The sequence below is a fragment of the Actinomycetospora endophytica genome (genome assembly GCF_021026375.1).
Taxonomy (GTDB): domain Bacteria; phylum Actinomycetota; class Actinomycetes; order Mycobacteriales; family Pseudonocardiaceae; genus Actinomycetospora; species Actinomycetospora endophytica.
In genome coordinates this window covers 2,077,715-2,090,108 of the sequence record NZ_JAJNDB010000001.1, presented here as the reverse complement: position 1 = coordinate 2,090,108, position 12,394 = coordinate 2,077,715, and the positions used below count along the sequence as shown (strand labels likewise).

Below are 12,394 nucleotides of genomic sequence, written 5' to 3'. Positions count from 1 at the left end.
TCCTACACCCCCGCCGTCTGCGTGTACTGCTTGCGGAGCTCGCCCTTGACGAGCTTGCCCGTCGCGGTCCGCGGCAACGCGTCGGTGAAGTCGACGGTGCGCGGCGCCTTGTACCGGGCGATGGTCGCCTTGACGTGCTCGATCAGCTCGCCCGCGAGCTCGTCGGTGCCCTGGTGGCCGGCCGCGAGCTGGACCACGGCCTTCACCTGCTCGCCCATCTCGCGGTCCGGGACCCCGATGACGGCGACGTCGTAGACCGCCGGGTGCATCGTCAGGCAGTTCTCGATCTCCTGCGGGTAGATGTTGACCCCGCCGGAGATGATCATGAAGGCCTTCCGGTCGGTGAGATAGAGGAAACCGTCCTCGTCGACGTAGCCGACGTCGCCCGTCGTCGTCCAGTTCTCGTGCCGCGGGTGCTGCGCCTCGCGCGTCTTGTCCGGGTCGTGGTGGTACTCGAACGGCCGCTCGGGGCGCTCGAAGAAGATCGTGCCGATCTCACCGGTCGCGAGCTCCCGGCCGTCCTCGTCGTCCGGGTCGCAGATGTGGATCACGCCGAGCTTCGCCTGCCCGACCGAGCCCGGGTGGTCCAGCCACTCCTGCGGGGAGATGAGCGTGATGCCGTTCGCCTCGGTGGAGGAGTAGTACTCCCAGAGCACCGGGCCCCACCAGTCCATCATCGTCTGCTTGACGTCCACCGGGCACGGCGCGGCCGCGTGGATGGCGATCTTCATGGACGACACGTCGTGGGCGCGCCGCACCGACTCGTCGAGCTTGAGCATCCGGACGAACATCGTCGGCACCCACTGCGAGTGCGTGACGCCGTGCCGGCTGATGACGCCGAGCGCCTGCTCGGCGTCGAACCCCGCCGTCATCACGAGCGTTCCGCCGGTGGCCAGGACCATACCGCCGAATCGCAGCGGCGCCGCGTGGTACGTCGGCGCGGGCGAGTAGTAGACGGTGTTCTCGTCGAAGCCGAACAACGGGCCGAACACAGCCACGAACTGTTCCCCCGGCTCGTGGACCTGGCGGTCGACGAGCGTCGGCTGGATGCCCTTCGGCCGGCCGGTGGTGCCCGATGAATAGAGCATGTCCGCGCCCGCGGGCTGGTCGGCGGGCTCCTGGGCACTCGCGGCGGCGACGGCGTCCTCGTAGGAGTCGTACCCCGCGACGGCGCCGCCGTAGGCGAGGCGCCGCCGGACGTTCGGGGTCTGTTCGACGAGTCCGGTGGCCAGCTCGGCCTGGTCGGCCGACACGATCAGCACCTCGGCGCCGCAGTCGTCGACGATGTAGGCGGCCTCGGGCACCGACAGGTGGTGGTTCACCGCGGTGATGTAGAGCCCCGAGCGGACCGCGGCCCAGTAGGAGACGAACACGTCCGGCCCGTTGGACGCGATGAGGGCGACGTGGCCGCCGCGCTCGAGTCCCTCACCGCGCAGGACATGCGCCAGGCGGATCGACCGGTCCTCGAGCTCCGCATAGGTGAGCGTCTCCCCGGAGTCGGCCATCACCACCGCGGGCTTGTCGGGGGTCGTCCTCGCGTGATTTCCGGGATACACGGCGGTGGTCCTCGCTCGGCTCGATGGTCGGCTGGCAGCTGGATGGTCACCCATGCCACCCGGCTCCACGTCGTCCGCCGAGGGTGGGTTCCCGCCCCTTTCGATGTAGGGCAGGGCTGTGGGTCGACCCTGGCCGGAGGGAGGCGCACGAACCGTCGAGCGACGCCTCGAGCGATCCGACCCATCATGGGTCACGGGGGTAGCGCGCGTCACACCCCGCCTCGACGATCACGCCGGTGCCCCATTCAGAGCACGCATCGTGGGCGCGGGACCGACGATCTGTCCGAATTGCCCGACACGCTTTCCCCCTCGCGGGCACCTGAACCTCTCGACCGGCGGATTCGGCGGCGCGCGAGCGAATCGTTACGCGCACCCCGTCGTTGAGCCGGTCACATCCCCCGACGGGTGCACGCGCGCCTGTCCCGCTCCCCGCTCCCCCGTGGAGGTCGTTCGTGTCCCTGTCTGCACGCTCCCGTGCCCTGACGATCGGCGTGCTCGCCGCGGCCGCCGCGTCGCCGGCAGCCACCGCGTTCGCCGCCCCGGCTCCGGCCGCCGCTCCGGCTCCTGCCGCGGCTCCGGCTCCCGCCGCCGCGCAGCCCGCTGCCGCCCAGCCGGCCGCCGCTCAGCCGGCCGCTGCTCAGCCGGCGGCCGCGCAGCCCGCCGCCGCGCAGCCGGCTGCGGCTCAGCCCGCGTACGCCCAGCCGGCCGCCGCGCAGCCCGCCGCCGCGCAGCCCGCCTACGCCCAGCCCGCCGCGGCCCAGCCGGCCTACGCGCAGCCCGCCGCCGCGCAGCCCGCCTACGCCCAGCCCGCCGCGGCCCAGCCCGCGTACGCCCAGCCCGCCGCGGCCCAGCCGGCCTACGCGCAGCCCGCCGCCGCGCAGCCCGCCTACGCCCAGCCGGCCGCCGCCGCGCCGGCCGCGCCCTCGCCCGGCCTGCTCGGCACGCTGATGGGCTCCTCGGCCACCGCCGCTCCGGCCGCCACGCCGTCGACCCCGCAGGCGTCCACCCCGAAGGCCGGCGACGCCAAGAGCCTCTTCTCGCAGGCCGGCTCCAAGGCCACCTCGAAGGCCTCGGACGCCAAGAAGTCGACCTCGCAGAAGGCCGACTCGAGCAAGGCCGACTCCAAGAAGGCCGACGCCGCCAAGAACGACCTCTCCAAGGCCGCCGACAAGGCCTCGAGCCACGACAGCCGCTCCTGGCTCAGCGGCATGAACATGAAGCTCTGAGCAGTACCGCACCGACGACGATGCCGGTCCTCCCCCAGCGGGAGGGCCGGCATCGTCGTGTCGGGGGTCAGTGGCGCGGCACCGTGGTCCCGGACGTGCCGCCGGTGTGGGAGAGCTTCTTGGCGAGGCAGTCGTCGGTCGAGTAGCCCTGCGCGTCGCACCAGGCGTTCGCCGCGGCCGCCGTCGAGAAGCCCTGCGCGTGCACGACGACCCAGTAGTCGGGGCCGTTGAAGACCGGCCAGTCGCCCGAGTACAGGAGGACGGCGGACGGGTCACGGGCCTGCAGGGACGAGAAGTGGGTCAGGATGGAGTCGTCGTCGTAGGTGATGCCGTCGGCGACCGTCCCGTCGCGCTTCGACGACAGCTGCGGCACCCACTGTCCGACCAGGCCCTCGACGGTCGAGCGGTCCGACGCGACCTGGGCCGCGAGCGTGGCGGAGGCCGAGGAGGTACCGGACGACGACGTGGTGCTCGCGCCGGTCGAGCTCGAACCGCCCGACAAGGAACCGGTGTCGGACGACGAGACCGCGGGGGCCGGGACCGGGACCCCGACGGTCACGGTCGGCGTCACGACGGGCGTCGGCGCCGCGGCGCCGAAGATCACCGCGGGCCGCGCGACGAGGACCCCGACCGCGACGAGCACGACCGCCACGACGATCGAGACCCCGGCGACGATCCACGGCACCGTCGAGCGGGCGGGAGCGCCCGGGGCGACGGCCACCATCGGCGACGGCACGGGGCCGGAGTAGGCGTACGACGGCGGGAGGGTCGGGCGGGGACCGGGGTACGGCGCGCGACCGGCCGGTCCACCGGGGCCGAACGCCGGGCCGCCGGACATCGGGCCGGCAGACATGGGGGCGCCGACGGTGGCGGCACCCGACGTCGGGACCCCGGCGGCGGGCGCACCCGCCGTCGCCGGCACCTGGGCCCGGGCCCCGCAGGCCACGCAGAAGTGCAGGTCCGGTACCAGCGCGGCCCCGCAGCGACAGCGGCCCATGACGATCATCCCCCCGACGAGGAGGCCGGATCGGTGCTCCGGCCCTTCGCCAGGTGCATCGGAACGGAGCAGCGGCTGTTACGCCGTGATACCTACTAGGTCCCGCCGTTCACACGACCGGGGGACGTCTCAGAGGAAGGTGAACACGTTGTCGATCACTCCCGAGAGCAGGGCGATCAGCGTCGCCAGGCCCATGAGCGCGAGGAGGAGGTAGGTCGCCCACTGCCAGGAGGACGTCTCCCGCCGGGCGGTCTCCACCCGGTCGAGGGTGCTCCGGCTCCGGTCGTCCGTCTGCGCGAAGGACTCCCGGAAGGCGAAGCGCTCGTCCCAGGTGTCGGCGTCGACGACACCCTCCAGGATCTCGGCCGTGGGCCCGAAGGCCACCACCCGTCCGGCGAGGATCACCGCGACGTCGTCGCCGAGCGCTCTCGCCATCTCGATGTCGTGGCAGGTGAGGATCATCGTCGCGTCCACGTCCGCCCGGGCGCGGCGGATCGACTCGACGATCGTCCGGCGGTTCGTGACGTCCATCGCCGCCCCGGGATCGTCCAGGACGAGCAGGTGCGGGTCGTCGACGAACGACTTCGCGAGCGCGAGCCGTCGCCGGGTGCCCGACGAGAGCGTGCCGGGGAGCTGGTGGGCGACGTCGGCGAGGTCGAACTCGACCATCCGCCGCCAGGCACGGTCCTCGATGACCGCCTCGTCGTAGCCGCGGGACTCGAGCGGGTAGCGCACGTTCGCCCACGCGGAGATCGATCCGAACACCGAACTGTCGTAGATCGACGTGCCGCCGAGCAGCACCCCGATGCCGCGACGGAGATCGCGGAGCTGCGCGGGAGGGAGATCGTGGACGACGTGCCCGCCGACCGTGACGTCACCGGAGCCGTCGTCGGGGGTCTCGAGCCCCAGCAGGATCCGGGTCAGGGTGGTCTTCCCGACGCCCGACGGACCCATGATCACGAGCGTCCGGCCGGGAGCGACGGTCAACGAGACACCGTCGAGCACCCGGTCGCCCTCGAACGACTTGCTGACGTCGTCGATCTCGATCGCCGGGGCGGTGGTCAGCAGCGCGGCTCCGGTCGGCCGATTCGTCCTCGCCATCTGCACGCGGCTCCTTCGGGGGGCAGCACTACCCCGACTGCGGCGGGCCAGCTTCTCAGACGGGTCAACGTGGACCGGGAATCCGGCCCGGATCGCGGCGACGTGGTCGCCCGATCCGCCTTGTCGCGGGCTCCCGCGGCAGCCCGGCTGCCTTGTCGCTGGGAATCACAACGACAAGGCAGCGACCGACAGCATCTCGCCGCGACAAGACGACTTACAGCCGACCGTCAGCCCGCCCTCGGTAGGCCGTCAGGCAGTCGCGGGCGAGCGCACCGGCGTCGCGCACCGGCTGCAGGCGGTGAAGCCCTCGTCGCGGGCGTCGTCCACGGTCAGGGCCTCGGCCTCCTGGCCGTCGAGCACCTGGCAGCCGTCCACGTGATAACGCATCCGGCCCGGGACGACGTGCACGACCGTCGTGCCGTCGATCCCGCGGGGCGCGGCCGCCGCGGGGGCCGGGGCGGCCGTCGTGGGCTCGGGCGCCGGGTGCGGGGTCTCGGCCTTCGGGGGGTCGACCTCCGCCGCTTCGGCCGTCACCAGCTCGGGCTCCGAGGCCTTCGCGGGCTCGGGCTCCGAGGTCTCCGCGGCCACCGTCGCCGGCTCCGAGGTCTCCGAGGCCTCCGCAGCCTCGACGGGCTCGGGGTCCGTCGTCGTCCTCGGAGCGCTCTCCGCGGCCTCCGTCGTCTCCGTCCCGTCGGCGGCGAGCTCGGCCTCGCCGTGCTCCGCCCTCGCGTCGGCGTCGTCCGGAGCCTGACGCAGCAGCATCAGGTAGAGCACTGCGGCGATGAGGCTGACCAGGAGCGCCGCACCGGCCAACATCGTCGTGCCGGTGAGGAAGGCGCTGATGAGCAGCGCCGCGGCCAGGACCAGGAGTGCACCGATGAGCATGAGACGAAGGTCCTCCTGTGGTGGACTCGCGTTCCGGGCCCCGGCATGCTATCGCCCGCTCTCCGCGGGCCGACCGGCGGCCGTCCGTCGTCGTCCGGAACCGGACGACCCGGACCTCAGTTCCCGGTGGTCTTCGAGCGGCCGGCGATGTGCCCGGCCGCCGCACCCACGACGGCGGCCGCCGCGAAGGAGAAGACGGTGTACAGCGGGTTGAAGGTGCCCTGCAGGAACATCAGCGGCACCACGAGCAGGTAGCTGATGACGGCCGCGCCGGCACCGTGCAACGGCGGGTTGGGGCAGGCGAGGCCCACCCGGGCGCCGGCGGACGCGAACGCCGTCACGGCCACGATGATCAGCCAGAACATGCCGATGACCGGTACGTAGGTGCTGACGATCGGCTGGATGAGCCCGCCGAAGACCAGGATCATGAATCCGGTGCTGACGGCCCGGGCGACCGCGCCGACGTCGACCTGGGTCGACGCGCTGCCCGTCGTCGACGTGCTCCGGGCCGACGACGGCGTGGCCGGCGACTTCGGCGGCGTCGTCGCGCCCTTCGGGGGCTTCCCCGGGGCCTTCGAGGCGGGCTTGGACGCCATCAGGAGATCACGGTCCTCTCGGTCGCGGACTCGGCCGCGGAGTCGTCCCCGTGGGGGCGCTGGAGGTAGCGGTGGGTCGGGAGCAGGACCCCGAACACCGCGCCGACGAGGAAACCGACGAACGCGGGGAACACCTGCCACTGGGCGGCCATCGCCAGGCCGACCACGCCGACGAGCCCGCATGCGGCGAGCACGATCCGTGCCCAGCCCTGGCCGAGCAGCAGCGCCACGGCGATGAGCAGGACCACGACGCCGAGCCAGGGCAGGAGGGGCGCGAACCAGTTGTCCTGGGCGTTGGTCCCCACGACCGGGACGACCCCGTTGAGCGAGTCGCGCTGGGCGTCGGCGTCCGTCGGCTCCGGCACACCGACCCGCGAGATCAGCAGCGAGACGGCCACCACGACCCAGCACACACCGGCGACCACGAGCTGCCACGGGTAGCGGCCGTGCTTCCAGTCCTGGGCGACAGCGGCCATGGGGCGCGTCACCTTGGGCGGAATCATCGACTCATGATAGGAGACCGCCCCGCGGCGCCCGCGTCCCCCGCGCGAGGCACCCGCCTCTCTCGTCGGGGCATGGTTTCCGGCGATTCCCCCCGCGGAACCGACCACCTCCTAGGGTGTCCCCTTCGCGCGTGCCGGTGGAGCCGCGGCGACTGATCGGCGAGGTCAGGAGACACGATGCGCGGCGAGAGCGACCGGATGAGCCCGGTCGACGACCAGGTGGACGCGCCGGGGATGCGCCTGATGGGCATCACGACCGTCCTCGACGACTCCCCCGTGCTGCACCGGCTGATGCTCGACGTGCCCGCCGGTGAGATCACGGTCCTGATGGGGCCCTCCGGCGCCGGGAAGACCACCCTGGTCCGCCACCTCGTCGGCCTGCTCGAGCCCGACCGGGGCACCGTCGAGATCGGAGGCCGGGATGTCTGGGAGGCCGATCCGGCCGGCCTCCGGGAGATCCGCAACGGGATGGGTGTCCTGCTCGGCGGGTCGTCGCTGTTCGACTCGTCGTTGTTCGCGTCGATGACCGCCTTCGAGAACCTCGAGTACTCCCTCAAGCACCACCGGGTCGGCGAGGCGGAACGTCGGCGCCGGGCGATGGCCCGGCTGGAGGAGCTGGCGCTCGGCGACGTCGCCGAGCAGCGCCCGGAGGCGATGCCGGCCCACGCCCGGCGTCGGCTCGGCCTGGCGCGGGCGCTGGTGACCGACGCTCCTGCGCTCATCCTCGACGACATCGACGTCTGCCTGGACGCCGCACACTCGCACCGCATCCTCGCGGCGCTGGCGAACTGGCGCGAGCGCACCCACGGCACGCTCCTGATCACCACGCACAAGATCGGGCTGGCCCGTGAACTGGGCGATCACCTGGCGATCCTGTGCAACGGGCGGATCATCACGACCGGCAGCGCGGCGGAGCTCCTGAACGGGATCGAGACCAACGAGCAGTTCGACCACCGGTTCCAGATCTCGGACTTCCTCGGGCCGCCCCGGATGGAGGACATCGAGGCCGACGACGAGACGTCCCGGGGTGGCGTGAAGCTGCGCCTCACGATCGACCCGGCCATGGTCCGGGCGGCGATCATCGGCGTCGTCGTCGTCACCCTGGTGATCATGACCCTGGCGCTCGCGCACGTGCTCTGAGCCCGTCGCCGCCGGGCACCGACGGGTGCCCGGCGCGCGGGAGCCGGATCAGGTCGGCGGGACGAGGGGCCCGTTCGGGACGACGGGCGCCCCCGCCGCGCTCACCGCCGCCCAGGTCCCCCCGTACTGCACCAGGCCGGCGCCACGGATGTCGTCGACGCGGTCCGGGTCACCCGGGGCGGCGTCGTTCGCGTAGTAGTACAGCGGGTGGCCGGCGTAGGTGACCTGCTGCCGGCCGTCGGCGCGGGTGACCGTGGCGATCTGGTCGTCGTCGAGCGAGTTCGTGTTCCCGTCCTTCGCCCCGGGCTCGCCGGTGGCGATGTACGGGCGCCAGACGGTCGCGCAGGCGTCGGCGCAGGTGGCCGAGCCCGGCCGGTCGGCGCTGAACTGGTAGAGGATGTGGCCCGCGCCGTCGGCCAGCGCGGCGCCGTAGAGGCTCGGCCGGACCTGCAGCGTGGTGTCGGAGCCGGAGAGCTCCGCCTTCGGACCTTCGTCCACCTGGGCGCCGCAGGCCGTCAGGGCGGCCACGGCGACGAGGAGGACGGGCAGCGCCGCGGCTCGCCTGACGACGTCTCCCCGCACGGTCACGGTCATGGGTCCTCCAGGTCGGGTGTCTCGGTACGGGGCGTCTTCAGAGGAAGGACACGACGATCAGCACGACGAACAGGACGGCGACGACCAGGCACGCGACCGAGCCGCGCAGGTAGACGCGCCGACGCTTCTGCTTGGTGCGCTCGTCGAGCGGCATCGCCGCCGCCAGGGCGTCCGCGTTGCGCCAGCCCCAGACCCCGACGACCACGAGCAGGACGATCGGGACCAGGAACCAGAGGACGCTGATCGTCACTGGCCGGGCGTCCCGCCGAGGCCGGCGGGGGCGCCGTCGGGGTCGGCGGGCCGGTACGGGTCGGCGTAGCGGATGCCGGCGCTGCGCAGCGTGCTCTGCAGCCACGAGCTCCAGGCCGCGATCTTCCGGTCGTTCAGCACGGCCTGCTTGAGCTGGAGCTGCGACTGGGCGAAGTCGGCGGGCTTGCCCGGGATGACGTCGGTGACCAGGCCGACGTTCCAGCCCTGCGAGGTCTGCACCGGACCGAACGGCTGGCCCTTCGGGGCCGCGAAGGCCGCCTGGGCGTAGGACGTCTGGAGCTTGTCGGCGGTGATCGGGTCGCCGAGGTCGCCGCCGGCCGCCTTGGTGGCGCCGTCCAGGCTCTGGCTGCGGGCGAGGTCGGCGAACGGGGCGCCGCCGCGCACCTGGTTCAGGATGTCGTTCGCCTGGTCCTGGGTCGGCACGACGATGTTGCTGAGCTTGCGCTGCTCCGGGGAGCCGAGCCGCGCGGCGTACTTCGGGAACTCCGCGGGCAGCTCGCTGTCCTGGACCTGGACGGGATCGGTCACCTGCTTGATCAGCTCGGCGGAGGCGTACTGCTGGCGGAGCTCGTCGAGCACCTCGGGCTCGGAGGACCCGGCCTGGGCCAGCCCGGCGGTGAACTTCTGGTAGCCGTCGGGGCCGGGCCCGTACTGCGCGCTGATCATGTCGGTCAGCTGCTGGCGGACCTTGGTGTCGGGGATGACGATGTTGCGGTCGGCCTCGGCGTTCTCCATGACGTCCGCGACCGCCATGGCCTTCGCGGCGTCGCGCCGGAACCGGTCCGCCCCGGCCGGGTCGGTCGGGGCCTGGGCCCCGTAGAGCGCCTGGATCGTCTTGAGCCGCTTGTCGTACTCGGCGGTGGTGATGACCCGGCCCCCGACCGCGAACGCGGCCCCGTCGGGCAGCGGCGGCGTGTACACCGAGGGGAAGGCGCCCATGAGGGCCGGCACGCCCAGCGCGGACGCCAGGGTCACCAGCGCGACCAGGATTCCGACGAGCACCCGACGCAGCCGGGTCCGGGGCGGCTTCGGGCTGCGGAACTTCTCGACGGTCGACGCCGCGCGCGGTCGCTCGAGGGTCAGCATCTAGGACACTCCCATGGTCACTGGAGCTCGGGGGGCAGGCTCGGGCGCCTCGGGGACGGCGGGGGCGGGCGTGGCCGGGGGCCACACCCACACGACGAAGAGCGCGGCGACGTAGGAGAGACCCACCGACGCCGCGAGGAGCAGGCCGAACTCCCGCATCAGCGCGAGCGGGGAGACGGCCAGGACCGCGTAGCCGATGGCGGAGGTGCCCGCGGCGAGCGCCACCGCGCGGCGCAGGCTGCGGTCGGCCTGCCGGACGGACTGGGACACCATGACCGTGAACTCGCAGCCGACCGCCGCGGTCAGCGAGCCGAGGGCCACCGTCAGCGGACTGAGCGCGGTCCCGGTCGCCCAGAGCAGCACCAGCGAGCCGCCGGTCGCGATCACCGCGGCGACGACGGCGCGGAGCGCGTCCACCCGCCGTCGCAGGCCGAGCGCCAGGACCAGCCCGGCGGCCACGACGCCGGCGACGCTCGCCAGGTAGCGGTCGGACGACACGACCTGGTAGCCGCGCACGGCGACCATGGGCAGGCCCGTGAGCTCGGCCGTCATGCCCGGCGGGGGCGGCGGGAGCTCCGCCTGCACCTGCCCGGTCACCGCGGCGAGCTCACCGAGGTCGTTCAGCGAGACGCCGTACGACATGTTCGCCACCTGGCCGTCACCGCGCACCACCGAGCTGGTCAGCGACTCGGGCATCAGCCGCATGCCGGCCTGGATCTGGTCGGCCGTGGGGTTGTTGCCGAGGAAGTCCAGCAGGCCGGGCAGCGAGAGCACCGGGTTCATCGCGTCACCGTGGTTGACGACGATCCGCTGGTTGGCGTTCTGCATCCACTGCCACGCCTGTGGGCTGCGGACGTCGGCCGGCGGCGCCCCCGGCGCGGGGGCGTTCGCGCGCAGCACGACGTTGAGCTCGCCGTTGGTGCCGATGACGTCCTGGACGTGGTCGGCGTCGGCCATCGCCGGCAGGCCCCGGGCGAGGTCCTGGATGTTGGTCTGCAGCGGCATGGTCGCCAGCAGTGCCCATCCGGCCAGGGCCAGGGCCAGCACGCCCGCACCGACGCCGAGCCGGACCCGCCGGGTCGCGGCGGGGAACAGCGTGCGCTGAGGGCGCTCGGCGGGCCGGGGCTCCGGCACCGTCGGGGCGTCCGCGCCGCGGCGCACCAGCAGCGCACCGAGGCCGACGGCGAAGGCGATCCCGACGGCGAGGGTGATGCCCAGGTCGCGCACGAAGGCGAGCGGCGTGAGGGCCAGGGTCGCGAAGCTGCACGCCGACCCGGCCGCGACCACGAACACGACCCGGCTGCGTGCCCGTTGCGCGAAATAGGTCGGGTAGTAGCTGCCCAGCCCCAGCAGGACCGGGAGGAAGGCGAGCACGCCGAGTGAGAGGGGGTGGCCGATCCACCCGAGCCCGGCCACCGTCATCCCGGTGGCCAGGAGGGTCACCGCCAGCGGCAGGAGGCGACGTCGTCGCCGGGTCCAGGGGACCAGGAACAGGGCCAGCCCGATCGCCGCGACGGCGATCACGCCGATGATCGGGATCTGGGTGTCGACCGACTGACCGAGGCCCGCGACGATCGTCGGCACCCCGGACACGGTCACCGTCGTGCCCGGTGGCAGCGCGGCGCTGTGAGCGGCCTGCGTGACGTTGTCGACCAACCGCTGGGTCCCGGCCTGGTCGAGACCGGCGCGCGGGCGGACGAGGATCGCCAGCGAGTTCGCGTTCGGGATGACGTAGTGCCAGCGGGCCTTGACCTCGCCCGTCGAGTCGAACACCACGTTCTCGACGAACCGGGGGTTCTTCAGCGTGGGGAGCCCGGTCGGCAGCGCCTGGATGATCGACGGCGCGTACCGGTTGTCGAACTCCGCCTGGGCCCGGGCGCCCGCCGCGTCGACGTCGGCCGGAGCGGCGCCGCGCTTCTGGGCGTCCTGCCGCGCCGCGTTCACCAGCCCGTCCCGGCGACCGAGCAGCTCGGCGACCACGAGCTGGGCCTGGCCGGCGATGTTGTTCAGGGTGCCGACCGGCCCGTAGAGCGCCGCGGTGTCGGGCTCGTTCCCGAGCTGCTTCTCGAGGTCGAGCACCCCCGGGAGCTGGTTCGTCTGCAGCATCGCCCGCGGCTGCGGGTTCTGGAGCAGGACGACGATCGGGTCCCCGCCGAACGACCGCCCGAGCTCGTTCAGCTGGGCCAGCGACGGATCGTTCGACGGGAGGAACGAGTCCACCCCGGTCTCGACCTTCACCTGGGCCAGCCCGCCCCCGAGGAACGCCGCCACGAGCAGCCCCGCGATCACGGCGACGAGGTCGTGCCGGCTCGGGTGGAGCACCCGCCGCCGCGCCCGCGCCGAGCGTTCACGGAGGGATTCCCGCGGCGGGGCGCCCGCGTCGCCGCGGGCTCCCCGCCGTGTGATCCAGGCCATCCTCATACGGAGCGATTCTGTCCAG

At 73.1% G+C, this 12,394-nt stretch carries 12 protein-coding genes; 2 read left to right on the top strand and 10 right to left on the bottom strand.

The features are described from left to right. Nucleotides 1-2: 2 nt before the first annotated feature. Complete coding sequence (locus tag LQ327_RS10280) at nt 3-1,556, bottom strand: acyl-CoA synthetase (protein WP_230732526.1); 1,554 nt, start codon at nt 1,554-1,556, stop codon at nt 3-5. 452 nt (nt 1,557-2,008) lie between these two features. On the opposite strand from LQ327_RS10280, the gene LQ327_RS34675 reads away from it, so the two are divergent. After that, nucleotides 2,009-2,782: a hypothetical protein gene (locus LQ327_RS34675; RefSeq protein WP_308286275.1), complete on the top strand. Its 774-nt coding sequence runs from the start codon at nt 2,009-2,011 to the stop codon at nt 2,780-2,782. Nucleotides 2,783-2,849: 67 nt separating this feature from the next. On the opposite strand, the gene LQ327_RS10270 is transcribed toward LQ327_RS34675, so the two are convergent. The 5 genes from LQ327_RS10270 to LQ327_RS10250 form a co-directional block, all read right to left on the bottom strand. Beyond that, complete coding sequence (locus LQ327_RS10270) at nt 2,850-3,779, bottom strand: hypothetical protein (protein WP_230732522.1); 930 nt, start codon at nt 3,777-3,779, stop codon at nt 2,850-2,852. Nucleotides 3,780-3,908: 129 nt separating this feature from the next. Beyond that, a complete protein-coding gene (locus tag LQ327_RS10265) occupies nt 3,909-4,880 on the bottom strand; it encodes an ABC transporter ATP-binding protein (RefSeq protein WP_230732519.1) in 972 nt (323 codons plus the stop codon). Nucleotides 4,881-5,129: 249 nt separating this feature from the next. Continuing rightward, nucleotides 5,130-5,765 carry a hypothetical protein gene (locus LQ327_RS10260; RefSeq protein ID WP_230732505.1) on the bottom strand — a complete coding sequence of 212 codons (636 nt, stop codon included), beginning with the start codon at nt 5,763-5,765 and terminating at the stop codon, nt 5,130-5,132. A 116-nt stretch (nt 5,766-5,881) separates the two neighbouring features. Then, nucleotides 5,882-6,361 (bottom strand): hypothetical protein, encoded by a 480-nt coding sequence (locus LQ327_RS10255; protein WP_230732503.1) that lies wholly within the window; start codon nt 6,359-6,361, stop codon nt 5,882-5,884. After that, complete coding sequence (locus tag LQ327_RS10250) at nt 6,361-6,837, bottom strand: hypothetical protein (protein ID WP_230732500.1); 477 nt, start codon at nt 6,835-6,837, stop codon at nt 6,361-6,363. Before LQ327_RS10250 ends, LQ327_RS10255 begins: the two co-directional genes overlap by 1 nt. 204 nt (nt 6,838-7,041) lie before the next feature. Here LQ327_RS10250 and LQ327_RS10245 point away from each other — a divergent pair, with 204 nt between their 5' ends. Further along, entirely contained in the window at nt 7,042-8,004 is a 963-nt protein-coding gene (locus tag LQ327_RS10245) for an ATP-binding cassette domain-containing protein (RefSeq protein WP_230732496.1), read from the top strand. Between the two features lie 48 nt (nt 8,005-8,052). On the opposite strand, the gene LQ327_RS10240 is transcribed toward LQ327_RS10245, so the two are convergent. Genes LQ327_RS10240 through LQ327_RS10225 form a run of 4 tightly spaced genes read right to left on the bottom strand, consistent with a single transcriptional unit; the run spans nt 8,053 to nt 12,375 of the window. Then, complete coding sequence (locus LQ327_RS10240; protein WP_230732482.1) at nt 8,053-8,598, bottom strand: COG4315 family predicted lipoprotein; 546 nt, start codon at nt 8,596-8,598, stop codon at nt 8,053-8,055. Between the two features lie 37 nt (nt 8,599-8,635). Beyond that, nucleotides 8,636-8,848: a hypothetical protein gene (locus LQ327_RS10235; protein ID WP_230732479.1), complete on the bottom strand. Its 213-nt coding sequence runs from the start codon at nt 8,846-8,848 to the stop codon at nt 8,636-8,638. Continuing rightward, nucleotides 8,845-9,954: a peptidylprolyl isomerase gene (locus LQ327_RS10230; protein ID WP_230732476.1), complete on the bottom strand. Its 1,110-nt coding sequence runs from the start codon at nt 9,952-9,954 to the stop codon at nt 8,845-8,847. Before LQ327_RS10230 ends, LQ327_RS10235 begins: the two co-directional genes overlap by 4 nt. Further along, nucleotides 9,955-12,375: an RND transporter family protein gene (locus LQ327_RS10225; protein ID WP_230732473.1), complete on the bottom strand. Its 2,421-nt coding sequence runs from the start codon at nt 12,373-12,375 to the stop codon at nt 9,955-9,957. Between the last annotated feature and the right edge of the window lie 19 nt (nt 12,376-12,394).